Below are 19,133 nucleotides of genomic sequence, written 5' to 3'. Positions count from 1 at the left end.
CTCAAAATGTATCTTAACAACCCCAACATTACATTGCCCGAAGATCCCGACACCATAGTTTGGAAATACTTAGATTTATCCAAATTCCTTGATTTATTACTTTCAAAGAAGCTATTCATGTCGCGTTCAGACAAGTTCGAAGATCAATACGAAGGCACATTCAGCGAACCGACTTATGAAGAGATTAAAAAGCTGGCTATCGACAATCCAGACTTTTTAAAATACTACAAAACCCAACGCGAACAGGTAGCAATAAGCAGCTGGCATATTAACGAATATGAATCGTTTGCAATGTGGCAGATTTTTACTCAAAACAGCGAAGGCTTAGCAATTCAATCTACTATTGGAAGATTGCAAAAGGCCTTAAAACCCGAAAATAATTTCACTCAATATATTGGCGAAGTAAATTATATCGACTACAGAAAAGAATACATTCCGTTTGATGATTTGTTCTTTCCTTTTTTGTTTAAAAGGAAAAGCTTTCAGTACGAAAGAGAAGTCCGAATTCTAACTGACACTTCCAAAAGCGACATTAAATTAAACGACGGATTAAAAATAAACGTCGATATCAACCAATTAATCGAGAAGATTTACATTCATCCGAAATCTGAAAACTGGTACAAAAAACTGGTTATCGAATTGGTTGAACGATTAGATTTTGGGTTCGAAATAGAAAAATCAGATTTAGAAAGTGATATATTAATTTAAGAGTCTGAGATACTAAGATGCTAAGGTTCTAAGTTTTTTTTTAGCCACAGATTAAAAAGATTAAAGAGATTTCTCCTAATATATATTATGTTCCGTAGGAACATTTCATTGGTAGAAAATTATATTGACAGCATTATTTTACGTTCCGTTGGAACGTTTGATATGCAGGGTTATTTAATAATTATACCAAAATCAAACATTCCTACGGAACGTAAATTTTATTGTCCATAATTTTTTTCTACCAACCAAACATTCCTACGGAATGACAACTTAGCATAAAGATAGACTCTTAGATGCTATCAAACCAAAATGGTTATTACAGCAAAAGGCGATATCAAAAAGTTGATATCGCCTTTTCTATTCATCTAAAATTAAAAAAATCTCATTAATCTTTTTAATCTGTGGCTGAAAAAAAGCTTAGCTCCTCAGAACCTTAGCATCTCAGAACCTCTAAATAGGTTTATAAGCCTTAACTTCCCATTTCTTTGAAGCTAAGTCAATATAATTATAGTGTAAAACATCATTTTTATCAAACTGACCATTTTGATTAGTGTCTTCAATAGTTCTAAAATACAAACGATTTTTAGATTCAATCAAACTCCAATCTACCAATTCTTCCAAATCAGCCGAAACTTTGGTAAAGTTTTCTCCGCTGATATCACTTAAATACAACGTTTTAATATCGCTCGTATCAATTTTTCCGTCTTTATTGGTATCAGAATCCGTCAAGGTATAAACCATAACTTTATTTTGCGTTTTGTCTGCAACAGGTTTTAGATAAGTCGCCGTTAAAATCAAAATTGGCTTATCTGATAAAGGACGAATAGAATCTGAATCGACAGCCTGAAACTTTAGATTCTGCAAATAACCTGTAATTTCGTATTCTCCTAAATTAGAAATCGTAAAACTTACATCATTTACGCTAGACGATCCGTAACGCGCTTTAGTACCTCTTTCATAAACTCTCAAATCACCAACTGGATGAATCAGATAATTCGTTCCTTCCATTTGAATTGGCAAATCTGCTATTTCAATTTGCGATGAATCTGCTTTCGTAATACTTACTTTATTCGAAACATCATAACTTACTTTTGGCTTTTTAACTTCTTCTCGACAGCTAATTACTGTTCCGACAATGACTAGGGCGATATATTTAAAATACTTTTTCATCTACAAGATTATATACGATTATCAAATATACTATTTTTGATTGTATTTTTTGTTTTTATTGAATTTTACTAACGCAAAGATGCTGATTAGCACAATTCCGAAATAGCCTAGAAAAACAAGCCATTGTTGTTTTAAAAATGCTTTTTGAAAAATACGAAGTTCTTTCTTTCGATTTTCTTCTTCCATTAAACGCGTATACCTTAACGTCGCTGCACTTGTTCCACAAACAAATGGACGTTTTTTATTAGGATCTGGTTTAGCAAAAGCGAACGCATACAGTTCATTTGAAAATTGAGCCCAAAAAGGCATGTTTTCTTCAGTCATAATATCCAACACGCTAACAAAAGTATCATAATCCATTTTTGGTCCAAAATAAATTTTAGCACCATTTACACTATCATATCTTTTTACCAAATCACGTGTAAAAAACCGTAATTCTCTTAGATTCTGTTCTTCTTTTGATTTCTGATCATTGAAATAAAACGACTTATATTTTCTTAATTCACCTACTTTATGCTTTTCAAAATCTTCTTTATATGGAACTGAATAATCTAGAGAACCATAAACCTTGAATGCGCCTGACTGATAAAAATAAAAAAGACAAAACAAAGGAATCAAAACCAGAGAAATCATTCCTGGCACGTAAAAAATCTTTTTCCTTTTTTCACGTCTTTCTATCATAACCTCGCATTAATCTTAACGTTAAAAACTCTCGAAGTCATATAATTCGGAATCGCATATTGATTTTTAGAATAAACATCGCGAACCCAAGTATTGGTAATAGCATTTTGATTATTGAAAAGATTAAAAATCTCCAAACCAACTGCCAATTCTTTAAAATTTTTCAGCCAGCCCGTTTTGGTGTTTTGCGTACTGCTATCTACAAAAACTTTAGCAAAACCAATATCAGCTCTTCTATAATCATTTAACCTATTTTGGTATAAATACGGATCAGAATATGCTGGCGCTCCACCCGGAAGACCCGTATTATAAACTAAATTTAAATAGACTTTTACACTCGGAATATTTGGCATATAATCCTGAAAAAGCATTGCAAATTTTAAACGCTGATCTGTTGGACGCGCAATATAACCTTTGTTCTCGTAATTTTCTTCCGTTTTTAAATATCCAAAACTTACCCAAGATTCTGTTCCAGGAACAAATTCTCCATTTAATCTAAAATCCAAACCTTGCGCGTAAGCTTTTGCATTATTATTGGCAACATAACGAATTCGCACATTATCAATCGAATACACATTTACATCCGAAAGTGATTTATAATAAATCTCAGTTACCCATTTAAATGGACGATTCCACATTTTAAAATTATAATCATTTCCTAAAACAACATGAATGGCTTCTTGCGCTTTCACATTCGGATTCACGACGCCTTCTAAATCACGAAGTTCCCTATAAAATGGTGGCTGATGATATAATCCTCCAGAAATTCTAAAAACCATATCGCGCTCCCAATCGGGTTTTATAGCAAACTGTCCGCGAGGACTAACAACAAATTGAGTTTTTCCTTCTTCTAAAGCTCCTTCGACATTCCACCCTTGAAAACGAGCTCCTAAATGATACCAAATCTGGCTAGAACCAATTAAAGATTGCTTGTTCCATTGTGCATAACCTGAGAAACGATTAATCGTATTGAAATTTGTAGCTCGAATATCATTATAAGGCAAAAGCGGACCAGTGTATGGCGTATACGGCTGATTATTTTCTGGCAGAATATCAATTGGCGGATTTATAGAAAATCCAGCAGAATCAATCATTTCCCACTCTACAATTCTATCTCGTATAGATTCTCTAGTATATTTTAACCCAAATTCTAATTGACTTTCTTTCCATTCTTTGGTTCCCTTCAATTCGATATTAGCAATTAAAGCATCTAAATCATTTCTTGCATGATTTAATTGAGAACCAATTCCGCGAGTAAAATCAATTGCTGAACCATCTGTTGGATTTTCGGCATCAACATTTCCTAAACGATATTGAGCTAAAATATCAAAATGCTCTTTTTCTGTGGTATGAAATAAAGAACCTATTAATTTTAAAGTTAATGTTGGAGAAGCTTTAAAAGTAGTTTTCAAAGCACCAAAATAAGTATCATATTGATCTTTTTCCTGACCATCATAATAAACTGCAAGCGCCATTGGCTGATCAATAGTTCCAAATTTTGTTTGGCGAACTAACGGCTGATACAAATATTTATTTTCAGAAATATTTCCTAAAAAACTCATTTGCCATTTTGAAGAAATATCATAATTAATATTTGTTTGAATATCTGCAAAAGTCGGCGTATAATTGGTTTGTGTATCTTGACTATTTACGAGCAAACTATTGTTTCGATAACGAACACCTGTTACGGCAGACCATTTTTTGTTTTTAGAAACTAAATCGACAGAAGCACTTCCTCCCAAAAAACTAGCTTCAAATGAAGCGCCAAATTGAGTTGGTTTTCTATAAGTAATATCTAAAACAGAAGATAATTTATCTCCAAATTTCGCTTGAAATCCACCCGCTGAAAAATCAACATTTTGAACCAAATCCGTATTGGTAAAACTCAGACCTTCTTGTTGACCCGAACGAATTAAAAACGGACGATATACTTCAACTTCATTTACATAAACTAAGTTTTCGTCAAAATTTCCTCCACGAACCATGTATTGTGTACTTAATTCGTTGTTTGAATTTACACCAGGTAGTGTTTTTAAGATATTTTCGATTCCAGCATTTGCTCCCGGAATTTTTTTGATTGTTTCGGTATCGATTGTTGCAATTCCTTGGACCCGTTTTCTGTTTTTAGAAGAAACAAAAACCTCCCCCATTTGTTCTTGAGAATTATTCATAATCGGATTAAAAATAAAAACTTCATTTGCTTTTAAATTAACCGTCAAACTAATCATTTTCAAAGAAACATGGGTAAATATCAGCGACGTTTTTTTATTTGAAGGAACTGCTATTTCAAAAAAACCATTCGCATCTGATTGCACAACATTTCCCTGCGCAGCGATATTTACACCTGGAACCACATGTTTATCTGCGTCTAAAATCACTCCTTTTATAAGAGCGTTTTGAGCCAAAGCAACACAGCTAAAAAATAAAAAAAGAAACGCGAATATAAACCTGTTGTTATTCAAAGATTTGGATTTTATTTTTGACTTCTAAAAAAATGAGTTTCAAAGATAGTAGTATTTCCTACATTATCTACTACTTCAATTTTTAAAAAGTTTTCTCCTTCAACCAAATATTGCGGATCAAAAGTGTGCGTAATTCTTCTTGCTTTGTTTTCGTATTCAAATAAAACCCAGCTGCCATTTAAATAACCATTGTACGATTTTATTCCAGATAGAGAATCTCCAATTGTAAAATCAATTTTCTTTTGATCACTTATCCATTTTCCTTCAATAGGTTTTGCAATTTTTATTACTGGCGGAATAGTATCTAAAACCAAACCATACGTTCCTAAAATTTTTGCTTTAGCAGTAAAAACATCTCCTTTTCTAATTGTTCCGTTATGGCTTGTCCCTCTTCCGATATACAATTTATCTCTTAAATTTTCAGGATAAAAATCATCTTTTATAGTTATTGTAAAATTGGAATGAACTGGAACGGTATCATCGTGAATGTAAAGTTTTTTATTTCGAACATCAAAGTTCATATTAAAATCTTCATAGAAAGTTCCGGCAGGAAAAAATACCGACATATTATCTTTTTCGAAATTAGAATCTTTATTATATCTAACAAAATAAGGAGCAGTAACGGGCTCTGCCTCCACAATTGGAGTTACGCTGTCAAACTCAACAGGAACAGTAATCGTTCTTAAATTTCCAAAATAATCCGAAACTTCTATTCTGTAAGTCGAAGCCAAATTCGGTTCGGCTTTTACAATACCACGAAGCGAATCTGTTTTAATAATGCTCAAAGCAAAAGGCGTTTTCATGAAAAGCTTCTGCACACGCTGACTTGTTTTTTTATAACGCGAATAATCAATGAAAGCGTTTATGTAGCGCATTTCATCAAAAGAATACGTATTAAATTGATAATTGTAGTTTTGATTTCCGTTTAAAAAAGTAGAGACATTAAAAACGCCGTTTTTATTAAAAGAAACATCATCGGTATCTACAGCATTAATTCCAAAACCAATTTTTCCGTTGGTCTTAACCTTACTCGCCAAATAATTTCCGTCTTTCTGAAGCGTCATATTGACAAGCAAAGGCTGTTTTGATTGATTTACGATTGCATTATCCAAAGGATAAACATACAAACTAGACAAAGTTGGTTTCTTAGTATCTTTTATATTTTGGTCAAAGCCAAAGAAAATTGGATTGATAACAAACTCCGTTTTAGTATCGCGAATTTCAAAATGAAGATGCGGACCTTCAGAAGAACCAGTATTTCCAGAAAGCCCGATTATATCTCCTTTTGTAACAGGAAGTTCTCCAGGTTTTGGAAACATTTCAATTTCATACGCTTTTTCTTTATAATGAGTCGCTTTTACATAATCGAGAATTGCACCAACTGGAGTTTGCAAATGACCATAAACAGAAGTGTACCCATTTGGATGCGTAATGTAAATACATTTTCCATTTCCAAACGTCGAAATTTTAATTCTTGAAACATAACCGTCAGCAATTGCATGCACACTTAAACCTTCTCTTTGATTTGTTTTTAGGTCGAAACCTGCATGAAAATGATTGGGTCTTAGCTCTCCAAAATTACCAGAAAGCTGCATTGGAATATCAAGGGGAGGGCGGAAATAATCTTTAGGATATTGCGTTTGAGCAAATAGAAAATTACAAATAAAAAGGGCTAGTACAGATAATCTCATAAACAACATTTTTGCTAAGATAAGCAAAAATAAGCCAATAAAAGCAAGTAAAAGACTACAAATTCACAATTAATTGAATTACATCTATTTATCTATTTTAATGCAAAAAAATCGATAAAAAATTGCATTAATAAAAAGGAATATTAACTTTGTAGGATTAAGTAATGAATAGGATGTATAATGAGTGTAATTGCCGAAATAATTGATACTCTTGAATATAAAGTCAATAAACTTTTTGAAAAATCAAAAGGTTTAGAGAAAAACAATCAAGAATTACGATTAGAATTAGCCAAAGCTGCGCAAATTATCCAGAAACAATCTGAGGAAATGGAAGCTTTGAAAAAGCAAAATGAAACACTTAAGATCGCCAATTCGTTACTTGGCAGCGACAATAACAAGAGAGAGACAAAGCTTAAAATAAATTCATTAATTCGCGAAATTGATTACTGTATAGCACAATTATCAGATTAATAATTATGGACGGAAAGCTTAAAATAAAAATATCAATTGCAGACCGCGTTTACCCACTAACGGTTGAACCCGCTCAAGAAGAAGGACTTAGAAGTGCTTCTAAAAAAATTGATGCCATGATAAAGCAATTCGAAGAAAATTATGCAGTTCGTGACAAACAAGATGTATTAGCCATGTGCGCCCTGCAATTTGCATCGCAAGTGGAACAAAAACAAATTGATAACGCAATCGATGGAGAAGAGACTATCGAGAGAATTAAAAAATTAAACCTGCTTTTAGATCAATATCTCGAAAATTAAACGTTCTTTACAGAAACTAAGATACTGCCTACATTAGTTCACAATTGGTAAACTCAACACTAACAATTTAGAATGAGCAAATCGTCGCTACTATAGTATGCCCTCCTTATGGCTGGGAAACTTGAACAGTGAGTTAGCTCAAAACTTGTCTTTACGAGTTTATACAAGCAATTAATGTAGGCTTTTTTTATATATAAACCCTAACAAACATGGACATCATAACGATCATTATTGGTATTGTAGGTATTGCAGCAGGATTTGCGATAGCTAAAATTATCGAGAAAAGTAATATTTCAAACCTAATCAAAAACGCTAAAAAAGAGGCAGCTTCAATTTTAAAAGACGCTAATTTAGAAGCAGAAAACATCAAAAAAGATAAAATTCTTCAAGCAAAAGAGCGTTTTATCGAACTTAAATCTGAACACGAACAAGTTATTTTAGCACGAGATAAAAAAGTTGCCGAAGTAGAAAAACGTGTACGCGATAAAGAATCTCAAGTTTCTAACGAACTTTCTAAAGCTAAAAAAGTTAACGATGACTTTGAAGCTAAAACTGCCGAATACAATAATAAAATTGAAGTTTTAGACAAAAAACAAGCTGAAGTAGATAAACTTCACAAAAGCCAGTTACAGCAATTGGAAGTAATCTCTGGTCTTTCTGCAGAAGAAGCTAAAGAACAATTAGTTGAAGGGTTAAAAGCTGAAGCTAAAACGAAAGCAATGTCTCATATTCAAGAAACTATTGAAGAGGCAAAATTGACTGCGCAGCAAGAAGCAAAGAAAATCATCATTAATACAATTCAAAGAGTTGGAACAGAAGAAGCGGTTGAAAACTGTGTTTCTGTTTTTAACATTGAATCTGACGATGTAAAAGGTAGAATTATCGGTCGTGAAGGACGTAACATTAGAGCACTTGAAGCAGCAACTGGAGTTGAAATCATTGTTGATGACACACCAGAAGCTATCATCCTTTCTTGTTTTGATCCTGTTCGTAGAGAAATTGCTCGTTTGTCTTTACATAAATTAGTAACTGACGGACGTATTCACCCTGCAAGAATTGAAGAAGTTGTTGCAAAAACAGCAAAACAAATTGACGACGAAATTATCGAAGTTGGAAAACGTACGGTAATCGACTTAGGAATTCACGGTTTACACCCAGAATTGATAAAAGTTGTGGGTAGAATGAAATACCGTTCTTCTTACGGACAAAATTTATTACAGCACTCGAGAGAGGTTTCTAAACTTTGCGGTATTATGGCTGCAGAATTAGGACTAAACGTAAAATTAGCTAAAAGAGCTGGTTTACTTCACGATATTGGTAAAGTGCCAGATACAGAAAGTGATTTACCACACGCATTATTAGGTATGCAGTGGGCTGAAAAATATGGTGAAAAAGAAGAAGTTTGCAATGCGATTGGAGCACACCACGACGAGATTGAAATGAAATCGTTACTTTCTCCAATTATCCAAGTTTGTGATGCTATTTCTGGAGCAAGACCAGGCGCAAGACGCCAAGTTTTAGACTCTTACATTCAGCGTTTGAAAGATCTAGAAGATGTAGCTTACGGATTCAGCGGTGTTAAAAATGCTTATGCAATTCAAGCCGGTAGAGAACTTCGTGTAATTGTAGAAAGTGAAAAAGTTTCTGATGATAACGCAGCAAACTTATCTTTCGAGATTTCACAAAAAATTCAAACAGAAATGACTTATCCTGGTCAAGTGAAAGTGACAGTTATTAGAGAAACTAGAGCTGTTAATATTGCTAAATAATCAGGGATTCAAATAAAAAATAAAGGCTGTCAATCGACAGCCTTTATTTTTTATATTCACTTTCAAGTTTTACATATCATTAAAAACAATTTTAAAACTTGTTCCCACTCCTACTTCACTTTCTACCAAAACAGTTCCTTTCATGGCTTCAATTTGATTTCTGGTAATATACAAACCTATTCCGCGCGCTTCTTCATGTTTATGAAACGTTTTATACATTCCGAATAACAATTCACCATAAGTCTTCAAATCGATTCCCAGACCATTATCCGTAATCTTTAGCGATTTAAATCCCTCTGGTTCGATTGCAAAATCGAAAATAATAACCGGATCTCTATCTGGATGCGCATATTTTATCGCATTGGTCGTAAAATTCAACAAAACACTTTCCATATAGGCCGGATTAAAATTAATCGTCAAATACTTCGGTACGTTATTTACAATAGTCACTTTACGTTGTTTATCGTAACCCTTAATCGTTGAAATAGTTTTTTCGATATACTCACAAAGCATTAACGGAACAACAGCAATATTGATATTACTCTGGGTTTTTACAATTTGCGTAAGATTTGAAATCGTTTCGTTCAAATCGTTTGAAACCGTTCTTAAATGCTCCAACATTTCCGAAACGGTCTGCTTATCTACATCGGCGTCAATAAAGTCTAAAATTGACTTTATATTACCTGCCTGTGTATTCAAATTATGCGAAACGATATGCGAGAAATTCAACAAACGACTGTTTTGATCGCTGTATAATTTCATTGTTTTTATCAATTCCAGCTCTTTTTCTTTTTGAGCAGAAACATCCGTATGTGTTCCAATAACCCTTAAAGGTTTTCCATTTTCATCACGCTTGATAACTTTTCCGCGATCTAGAATCCATTTATAATTGCCACTAGATGTCATAACACGGTGGTAATTTTCATAATAAGGAATCTTGTTATCAAAATGCTCTTGAATATCCGAATAATATTTCGGCAAGTCATCTGGATGCACAATTTTATCCCAACGTTCAGGATCATCAAAAATATCTGTCGATTCTAACTCTAAAATTTTAAGAGACAATGAAGAATAAAAAACACTATTTGTAACCATATCCCAGTCCCAAACACCAGCTGTTGAAGCGTCAAGAGCAAACTGAAAACGTTCTTCTGATATTCGAAGCTTCTCTTCTTTGTCTTTTAAGTCTGTAATATCTGAAACATGTCCGTAAAAAATCACATTTCCATCTAAAGCAGATTCTGTTTTAGAAGAAATTTTAAACCAACGAATTCCTTTTTTAGGAAGAATCGCTCTAAACTCAATATCCCAAGGCTTAATTTCTTTTCTAGCTGTTACCAATGATTGAAAAAAACGTTCGCGGTCTTGCTGTAAAATTCGATCATAAATCACAAATTTTATATCATTAGTAAAGTCTGCAGCGGTAAGTTCAAATATTTCATCGGCTGATTTACTCACGAGGGGAAATGAATAATTATTGTCAGCATCAATAACAAATTGAAAAAGTAAGTCAGGCATTTCGGCCAACAATTTTTTATAAAAATTATTTACCTCCAAGCAATCGTCATTCCCATATAAATCAAAAACCATATTATACTTTTTTATGTAAATAAAATATTCAAGATTTTTCCTTTAAAAGAAGAAGAAAAATCACAACTTTTTATTCTTTTGTTTTTATTACAACAAAATTTTAACACAATATATAAATTTTTGCAATATTACATATAAAATTGCTAAAAATTATTTTCTGGGGTGAAAAGTATGCATTACTTCTTTCAAAAAACTTCGATCTAAATGAACATAAATCTCTGTGGTTGTGATTGATTCGTGTCCGAGCATTAATTGAATAGATCGTAAATCTGCTCCGTTTTCTAACAAATGAGTGGCAAAAGAATGGCGTAGAGTATGGGGACTGATCCTTTTTTTTAATCCAATTTTCTGTGCAAGATCCTTAATTATAGTAAATATCATGGCACGTGTTAGTTGATTGCCTCTCCTATTAAGAAACAAAGTATCTTCAGCACCTTTCTTAATATTTAGATGAGTGCGAATTTCTTTTCTGTAAAGATCGATATATTTTTGTGTTAAAGGCCCAATTGGAACAAATCTTTCCTTATTACCTTTTCCGGTAATTTTTATAAAACCTTCATCAAAGAATAAATCAGAAATTTTGAGTGTAATTAATTCCGAAACGCGAAGTCCGCAGCCGTATAAAGTTTCCAGCATTGCACGATTTCGTTCACCTTCGTTAGTGCTTAAATCTATGCTTTCTATTAATGCATCTATTTCATCAAGAGACAAAGTATCTGGCAATTTACGTCCTGTTTTCGGAGCTTCAATTAACTCTAGCGGATTATCATTTCTGTAATCCTCAAAAACCAAATAATTAAAAAAGCTTTTTAATCCAGAAATAATTCTTGCTTGTGATCTCGGATTTACTTCTTTGGCAACATCATAAACAAATTGCTGTAAAGTTTCATCTGTAATTTTTATTGGAGAAACATCAATTTGATTATTTTCTAAAAAAACACATAAACGTTCAATATCGAAGCCATAGTTTTCAATCGTATTTTTAGACAAACCTCTTTCTATCCTCAAATACGACTGGTAATCTTTTATATATCTGCTCCAATTCATATGTACAAAGTAAATGATTTTTTGGCATAAAATTGTCTCATACAATAAGGTTAAAAAAAACCTTTCTCAAAAGAGAAAGGTTGATACAATATTAAATATTGAATTTATAATTTATATCCCAGAACCAAAGAAAATAGACTGTTTTTAATTTTATAATTTTCATCTCCAACATGAAAATCTATAGGATTTGACAAACCTAAGTTATAACGAAGATCTACCGAACAATCCTGCAGAAAATTATAACCTAAACCAAAACTCAAACCAAGATCAATAGTCTTAACATGATCCGTAATATTTATACCATTTTCTTCAGCTTTCATTAAAAACCCAATTTGCGGACCAGCTTGAACGCTTAACCCTTGGGTGACAAAATATTTAGCCAAAATTGGTAAATTTAAATAGCTCAATTTAACGTCATTATTGTACGCTATACCTTCTTTGATAAATTTATTTTCCACTTTGTGAGTTGAGTATATCAATTCAGGCTGAATACCGAATCTTTCATCTGTCTTAATTTCCGAAAAAATACCCACTTGATACCCTATTAAATTTTCATTTTCATGGAAATCACTAGAGGTATTTGGAAAATTAACACCTGCTTTAATTCCAAATCTACTTCCGGTTCCTTGAGCATTTGCAAAACCAAATGCCATAACTAAAAGAGCAGATAAAATATTTTTTTTCATTACGTCTTAAGGTTAAATTTGTTTGCCAAATATAAAAACATACTTGCGATATATTGATTTTTATTTTAATAATAAAAATATTATATAAACAAAAAAGCCTCCTTGTTTAAGGAAGGCTTTTTATATTTTTTTAAAATCCTTATTAGAATTTGTAAGCTAAAGACAATGCAAGGTTACCATTTCTAATACTGTAATCGTAATAATCTTCAACATTATCAAATTCAGTATCATCAATATTCGAAATACCCACTGTATAACGTATTCCCGCAGAAAGATTATCTGTAAAATTATAACCAGCACCAAAATTAAAACCTAAATCAACAGATTTTAAATCGTCTTTAAAATTATCATAACCGTTTTGTTTGGCTGAAACTAAGAAACCAATCTGAGGACCAGCTTCTACAGTAAATTGTTTTGTAATATAAAACTTAGCCAAAACGGGTATATTAATGTAATCCATCTTAACATCTGGAGCTCCATATTTAAATTTTGAACCTTGTGTAGAATACAAAAGCTCTGGCTGAATTGCCAATCTTTCAATTACTTTAATTTCTGCAAAACCACCAACATGAAAACCTATTAATGATTTATTATCAGAAACATCTCCAGTTAATGTTGAAATGTTAAGTCCTCCTTTTACTCCAAATCTAGTCTCCTGAGCATTCGAAAATGCAAAAGCCATCATTGCAATGGCAGATAAAATTATTTTTTTCATTCTAATTTGTTTTGGGTTAAATTAATTTTCGATATCAAATATAAAACTATACTTATTAAAAACATACTTGCAATTTAACAAAAATTGTTATAAATATAAGAACACCTTTTCTCCCGCAAACAAAAAGCCTTTCCTAATAAAAGGAAAGGCTCCGAAAAAAAACACTATTATTAACCAAATAATTTAGAAGTGTAATGCAAATCCAACATTTAATTGAAAAACATCTTTACCATAATCTTCATTTAAAGTAACATTATAGCGCAGACCTGGCTCAATAGAAATATTTTTTGAAACGAACCAAGCATAACCTGCTTGCAAACCTAAATAAGAAGGGTTTTCATTTGCATCTTTAATACTAGCACCAGTGTAAGAAGCTTCAAGAGGGAATTTATTTAATAAATAATATTTAGCACCAACTTTGTAAGAAAATGCATTTGAGCTATGACCAAAGTCATTGTACCCCATACCTAACTTTACAGCTAAATTATCAGCTACGAAATAACCTCCTTCAGCACCAATACTCCATGAACTTTCTCCATCAGAAGAATATAACTGAAAACTAGTATTACCAGTGTTAGTATCCCCTCCAAATCCTGTATTAGCCTCAATTAACCATTTCCCTTTTGCCGTTTGTTCCTGAGCATTTGCAAATGTAAAACCCATTACTGCGATAGCAGCTAAAATTACTTTTTTCATGTTTATTTTTTTAATTACGAATGCCAAAAATAAGATTAGACTTACAAGAAAAACTCCATAATAAGCCCAAAAAACAACAAAATAAGACAGAGAAAAAACATCAAAAACAAAACTGAAAATCAAGAGTATAACTGCAAAAAGCCTCGTTAAACTACCTAAAAAACACATTATAGTGGGAATTTTATTAATTATTTAATCTAAAATATAAGGCAATAAAATGCTAAATATGTAGTTTTGAACTTTAGAATAACATTTAAATACCAAAAATTTAAAAAACATTTTTATGAAAAAAATAATTGTAGCCGCTGTATTGTTCTTAGCAACATCAGCAACAATGAATGCACAATTTTTAAAATTAGGGGTTAAAGCGGGGGTAAACTTTGCAAGTCAAACTGGAGATGCATTTCCAGAACAAGATTTTGACAAAGAAGGTATTACAAGCTTTCATGCTGGTCTTGTTGCTGAATTAAAATTATTAGAAAAATTTTCTATTCAGCCAGAGCTTTTATACTCAACTCAAGGAGCAAATTATAAAGAAGCTGGTCAAGAATTTAAAAATAAATTAGGGTATTTATCTATCCCAGTTATGGCAAAATTCTACTTAACAAAATCTGTAAGTTTAGAAGTAGGTCCTCAAGCTTCTTTCTTATTAAGCGAAAAAAATGATTTTGATGTTAAAAATGCAGAAACATTTGATTTTGGTCTAAATGCTGGTTTAGGTTTAAAAATTACAGAAGGCTTATTCGTTCAAGCACGTTATGGATTAGGATTAACAGAAGCTTCAAAAACTGCTGACATTAAAAACTCTGTAGTTCAACTTTCTGCTGGATTCATGTTCTAAAAGAATATCACATACTTTTATAAAAACCGTTCTATTAATTAGAGCGGTTTTTTTATTTTTACAACATTCAATGACATTTGCAATGTCAATATTTCAACATAAATAACTTAAATATGAAAATCTGCATTATCAACGGACCTAATTTGAATCTCTTAGGAAAACGCGAACCTGAAGTTTATGGAAGCGAAACTTTTGAAGATTATTTTGAAACGTTGAAACAAAAATTCCCAAACATTGAACTTTCATATTATCAAAGCAATATTGAAGGTGAATTGATTGGTAAAATTCAGGAAGTAGGTTTTTCATTTGATGGAATTATTTTGAATGCTGGTGCATACACTCATACTTCAATTGGTTTAGGAGATGCTATGAAAGCTGTAACAACTCCAGTAATTGAAGTTCATATTTCGAATACATATGCACGCGAAAGTTTCAGACATCAGTCGTATTTGTCTGGAAACGCAAAAGGTGTTATTTTAGGTTTCGGACTTAAAAGTTACGAATTGGCTATACAGTCTTTTTTATAAAAAAAATTTTCATCTGAATTGAAGTTGAAGTTTTTATAATGCACTTCAACTTCAATTAGCGCGATAAATTGGACTCAAAAAAATTAGTCATTAGCCTCTCACAGAATTTAACAAATTATTAATAGGCTCAGATTTAACTTATTCTATTTTTGTAAGATATACCACACTTACATGAGAAACTTTACTTTATTTGCCTTTCTATTTTTTTCGATTTCAAACTTTGCACAGATCAAAGGGACTATCACAGACGACAAAGGAAATCCACTTCCTTTTGTATCTGTGTTTGAAGAAAACACTTACGCTGGAACTACTTCAAATGAACAAGGAAAATATCAGCTGAATGTAAAAGAAATTGGTAAAAACAAGATTGTTTTTCAATATTTAGGTTTTAAAACTCAAAAATTAACCGTTGCTTCAGGAAGTAAAACAATCACATTGGACGTTAAACTTCAAGAAGAAAGTTTTGCTCTAAACGAAGTAATTATAGATCCTAAAAACAATCCTGCAAATGCGATTATCAAAAATGCAATTGCGAATAAAAAAGAAAACTCAGATAAAACAGCGCGTTACACAGCCGATTTTTATTCGAAAGGAATGTTTAAAGTAAAAGATCTTCCAAAAAAAATTCTTGGACAGAAAGTAGATCTTGGGCCAGATATGGCTTCTAATTTGGATTCTACAGGAACAGGAATTTTATATTTATCTGAAACTATTTCTAAAGTTACTTTTGAAAAACCATCCAAACTAAAAGAAAAAATTATTGCCTCGAAAATTTCTGGAAACAATCGAGGTTACAGTTATAATACTGCTGCATTGTCAACTTATGATTTTTATGACAATACTTTAGATTTTGATGTCAAAATGATTTCCCCGATCGCTGATAATGCTTTCAGTTATTATAAATATAAGTTAGAAAGTTCTTTTTATGATGATAACAAACAGCAGATTTATAAAATTAAAGTAATTCCGAAACGCGACAAAGAACCGGTTTTTGAAGGCTACATCTATATTGTAGATGATAGTTTTGCTATTTACGCGATCGATTTTGAAATTAAAGGCTATAGAATGAAAAATGAATTTACAGAATCGATGTTTTTAAAACAAAGTTTCAGCTATAATCTAAAAAATAAAATCTGGTCAAAAAATGCTCAAACACTTTCTTTTAATGCAGGACTTTTTGGAATAAAGTTTTCTGGAAATTTCAACTATGTTTATTCTAATTATGAATTTCCTACATCTTTTGAAAAGAAAACTTTCGGCAATGAAATTGTTGCTTTTGAAGCAAATGCCAATAAAAAAGATGACGCTTTTTGGAATGAAATTCGACCAATTCCTTTAACTATTGAAGAAAGTAGCGATTACGCTAAAAAGGACAGTCTGCAAACCATTAGAAAATCAAAAAAATATACCGATTCCATTGATGCGAAAAACAATAAGTTTAAAGTTTGGGATATTTTAATGGGTTACGATTATAAAAACACCTTCGAGAAATATTCTTTCGAATATAAAGGGTTGTTGAATATTTCTTCTTTAAGTTTCAACACTGTTCAAGGATTCAATTTAGATTCTGGTTTTTCTTTTAGAAAATGGAATGATGAAAATGGCAAAAGCACTTCGATTAGCACAACATTTAATTATGGTTTTTCAGATGAACGTTTCCGCGTAATCGGAGAATTTAGCCATCGTTTTAACAATATTAATTATGCTACAATTTGGGCTTCTGGAGGAACTAAAACAACTCAATTCAACAATGCTGAACCAATTACTAAATTTGTCAACTCGATTAGTTCTTTATTCTTCAAAGACAATTATATGAAACTGTATAATTTGGAGTTTGCTCAAATCAATTACGGTCAAGACATTGCAAACGGGATTAGTCTAACTGGAAGAATCGGCTACGAGCAGCGTAAACCTCTTTTTAATACAACCGATTACTCTTTCTTTAAAAAAGATGATTTGTATAGCTCCAATAATCCTTTAGCGCCAAATGATTTTACAACACCTGCTTTTAATCAGCATCATTTATTTAAAGCGCTTATAACGACAAGAATCAACTTTGGCAATAAATACATTTCAAGACCAGATGGAAGATATAATTTCAAAGACGACAAATATCCGACGATTTATTTAGCGTTCGAAAAAGCTTTCGCGGCAAGCGAAAAAAAATATGAATATGAAAGAATCGGTGCCTCTGTACAATACGATTTGTCATTAAATAACAAAGGTGTTTTAGGAACTAATTTTAGAGCCGGAAAATTCTTTAATGCAGAAAATATCTCTTTTATAGATTACAGACATTTTAATGGAAACCAAACCCATATCGGAACAAGCGACAGATATTTAAATGTGTTTAATCTGATGCCTTATTATTCAAACAGCACCAATGACAGCTATTTTGAATTACATTCAGAATACAATGACACTGGTTTCATTATGAATAAAATTCCACTTTTAAATCTTTTAAAATCGACTTTAAACCTTGGGTTTCATGCTTTGGCAATTCCAGACAGAAAACCTTATTCTGAATTTACTGTTGGATTAGATAATTTAGGTTTCGGAAAATTTAAATTATTCCGCGTAGATTATGTACATTCTTATAAAGGAGGAATTCAGCAAAATGGTGTCGTATTTGGAGTTAAGATTTTGAATGCGTTGGAGTAAGATGCTAAGGGACTAAGGTTCTGAGATACTAAGATGCTAAGTTTTCTCTTTGTCAAAGTTTAAAACTTTGACAAAGATTAATTAGTGTTAAAATCTATTTCAATCCGTATGAAAAAAAACTTAGAATCTTAGTACCTCAGAACCTTAGCAACTTTTAACAATGATAATCATCTGGCTCTATATGAATCAAAACATTTCCTAACTGCGGAATTTGTTCTTTTAAAGTATCTTGTAATTTATGAGATAAATCATGCCCTTCTTTTACCGAAATTTTAGCCGAAACAATAGCGTGTAAATCTACGTGATAACGCATTCCTGCTTTACGAATAAAACACTTTTCTGTTCCTAGAATTCCTGGGACTTTTAAAGCAACAACTCTAATTTCTTCTACTAAATCATCATTTAAATTTTCATCCATGATTTCGCCAAGCGCTGGTCTGAAAATTTTATAACTGTTATAAAGAATAAAAAACGCTGCGAAAAGAGCAGCCCAATCATCTGCCGATTCGTAGCCTTTTCCCATAACCAAAGCAACTGTAATACCAATAAAAGCTGCGACAGAAGTTATCGCATCACTTCTATGATGCCACGCATCAGCCGCTAAAGAAGAACTATTAGTTTGCTTGCTTCGTTTCATTACCAAACGAAAAGAATATTCTTTCCAAATAATGATTGCTCCCAAAACATATAAAGTCCATGATTTTGGCAAATCGTGCGAAGTTCCAATATTGGCAATACTTTCGTAACCAATAATAGTGGCTGAAGTGATTAAAAATCCAACAACTAAAAATGTAATTAAAGGTTCTGCGCGACCATGCCCATACGGATGATTTTCATCTGCAGGTTTATTTGAGTATTTGATTCCAAACAAAACCAAACAAGACGAAAATATGTCTGTAGTCGATTCAATCGCGTCTGCAATCAAGGCATAAGAATTGCCAAAAAAACCTGCGAGACCTTTTACAAGGGCCAGGCAGGTGTTTCCTATTATACTAAAAATAGTAGCTTTTACAGCTTTTTGTTCGTTTGTCATTCAGACTATTTTTTTCGCCACGAATTCACGAATTTTTATTTTCAAAGATTATAAAAAATAATTCGTGAATTCGTGGCTATCAACTT

At 32.1% G+C, this 19,133-nt stretch carries 17 protein-coding genes; 7 read left to right on the top strand and 10 right to left on the bottom strand.

From position 1 onward, the window contains the following. Positions 1-6 precede the first annotated feature (6 nt). Positions 7-708, top strand: coding sequence for a DUF2971 domain-containing protein (locus HNP35_RS21615; RefSeq protein ID WP_184167334.1), 702 nt, complete (start codon positions 7-9; stop codon positions 706-708). 450 nt (positions 709-1,158) lie between these two features. On the opposite strand, the gene HNP35_RS21610 is transcribed toward HNP35_RS21615, so the two are convergent. Genes HNP35_RS21610 through HNP35_RS21595 form a run of 4 tightly spaced genes read right to left on the bottom strand, consistent with a single transcriptional unit; the run spans position 1,159 to position 6,712 of the window. Further along, the gene (locus HNP35_RS21610; protein ID WP_184167337.1) at positions 1,159-1,878 is read right to left on the bottom strand and encodes a hypothetical protein; all 720 of its coding nucleotides are present in this window, start codon (positions 1,876-1,878) and stop codon (positions 1,159-1,161) included. A gap of 30 nt (positions 1,879-1,908) precedes the next feature. After that, complete coding sequence (locus HNP35_RS21605) at positions 1,909-2,559, bottom strand: hypothetical protein (RefSeq protein WP_184167339.1); 651 nt, start codon at positions 2,557-2,559, stop codon at positions 1,909-1,911. Beyond that, positions 2,556-5,021 carry a TonB-dependent receptor gene (locus tag HNP35_RS21600; protein ID WP_184167342.1) on the bottom strand — a complete coding sequence of 822 codons (2,466 nt, stop codon included), beginning with the start codon at positions 5,019-5,021 and terminating at the stop codon, positions 2,556-2,558. The genes HNP35_RS21605 and HNP35_RS21600 overlap by 4 nt, the downstream gene beginning before the upstream one ends. Positions 5,022-5,032: 11 nt before the next feature. After that, positions 5,033-6,712: a M23 family metallopeptidase gene (locus tag HNP35_RS21595; protein WP_184167346.1), complete on the bottom strand. Its 1,680-nt coding sequence runs from the start codon at positions 6,710-6,712 to the stop codon at positions 5,033-5,035. 180 nt (positions 6,713-6,892) lie between these two features. On the opposite strand from HNP35_RS21595, the gene HNP35_RS21590 reads away from it, so the two are divergent. From HNP35_RS21590 to rny, 3 genes are all read left to right on the top strand, one after another. Next, a complete protein-coding gene (locus HNP35_RS21590; protein WP_184167349.1) occupies positions 6,893-7,183 on the top strand; it encodes a hypothetical protein in 291 nt (96 codons plus the stop codon). Positions 7,184-7,188: 5 nt separating this feature from the next. Then, positions 7,189-7,482 (top strand): cell division protein ZapA, encoded by a 294-nt coding sequence (locus HNP35_RS21585; protein WP_057117751.1) that lies wholly within the window; start codon positions 7,189-7,191, stop codon positions 7,480-7,482. 209 nt (positions 7,483-7,691) lie between these two features. Further along, a complete protein-coding gene (gene rny, locus HNP35_RS21580; RefSeq protein ID WP_091497308.1) occupies positions 7,692-9,251 on the top strand; it encodes a ribonuclease Y in 1,560 nt (519 codons plus the stop codon). 69 nt (positions 9,252-9,320) lie between these two features. Here rny and HNP35_RS21575 read toward each other — a convergent pair whose 3' ends face one another. From HNP35_RS21575 to HNP35_RS21555, 5 genes are all read right to left on the bottom strand, one after another. Further along, positions 9,321-10,769: a sensor histidine kinase gene (locus tag HNP35_RS21575; protein WP_246453636.1), complete on the bottom strand. Its 1,449-nt coding sequence runs from the start codon at positions 10,767-10,769 to the stop codon at positions 9,321-9,323. Between the two features lie 222 nt (positions 10,770-10,991). After that, positions 10,992-11,888: a site-specific tyrosine recombinase XerD gene (xerD, locus tag HNP35_RS21570; protein ID WP_184167355.1), complete on the bottom strand. Its 897-nt coding sequence runs from the start codon at positions 11,886-11,888 to the stop codon at positions 10,992-10,994. Between the two features lie 104 nt (positions 11,889-11,992). Next, positions 11,993-12,574, bottom strand: coding sequence for a porin family protein (locus tag HNP35_RS21565; protein ID WP_184167358.1), 582 nt, complete (start codon positions 12,572-12,574; stop codon positions 11,993-11,995). A 142-nt stretch (positions 12,575-12,716) separates the two neighbouring features. Then, complete coding sequence (locus HNP35_RS21560) at positions 12,717-13,289, bottom strand: porin family protein (protein ID WP_184167360.1); 573 nt, start codon at positions 13,287-13,289, stop codon at positions 12,717-12,719. Between the two features lie 183 nt (positions 13,290-13,472). Then, complete coding sequence (locus HNP35_RS21555; RefSeq protein WP_184167363.1) at positions 13,473-13,985, bottom strand: hypothetical protein; 513 nt, start codon at positions 13,983-13,985, stop codon at positions 13,473-13,475. 283 nt (positions 13,986-14,268) lie between these two features. Between HNP35_RS21555 and HNP35_RS21550 the strand changes: the two genes are divergently transcribed. The 3 genes from HNP35_RS21550 (at position 14,269) to HNP35_RS21540 (ending at position 18,014) form a co-directional block, all read left to right on the top strand. Continuing rightward, positions 14,269-14,826 (top strand): porin family protein, encoded by a 558-nt coding sequence (locus tag HNP35_RS21550; protein ID WP_184167366.1) that lies wholly within the window; start codon positions 14,269-14,271, stop codon positions 14,824-14,826. A 113-nt stretch (positions 14,827-14,939) separates the two neighbouring features. Continuing rightward, positions 14,940-15,353, top strand: coding sequence for a type II 3-dehydroquinate dehydratase (gene aroQ / locus HNP35_RS21545; protein ID WP_184167369.1), 414 nt, complete (start codon positions 14,940-14,942; stop codon positions 15,351-15,353). Positions 15,354-15,524: 171 nt separating this feature from the next. Further along, entirely contained in the window at positions 15,525-18,014 is a 2,490-nt protein-coding gene (locus HNP35_RS21540) for a DUF5686 and carboxypeptidase regulatory-like domain-containing protein (protein ID WP_184167372.1), read from the top strand. A gap of 154 nt (positions 18,015-18,168) precedes the next feature. Here HNP35_RS21540 and HNP35_RS21535 read toward each other — a convergent pair whose 3' ends face one another. Next, positions 18,169-19,047: a cation diffusion facilitator family transporter gene (locus HNP35_RS21535; RefSeq protein WP_184167375.1), complete on the bottom strand. Its 879-nt coding sequence runs from the start codon at positions 19,045-19,047 to the stop codon at positions 18,169-18,171. Positions 19,048-19,133 lie beyond the last annotated feature (86 nt).

It is taken from the genome of Flavobacterium notoginsengisoli (genome assembly GCF_014207905.1).
GTDB lineage: Bacteria > Bacteroidota > Bacteroidia > Flavobacteriales > Flavobacteriaceae > Flavobacterium > Flavobacterium notoginsengisoli_A.
The sequence above is the reverse complement of the archived record's forward strand: the minus strand, read 5'-3'. Positions and strand labels throughout refer to the sequence as shown.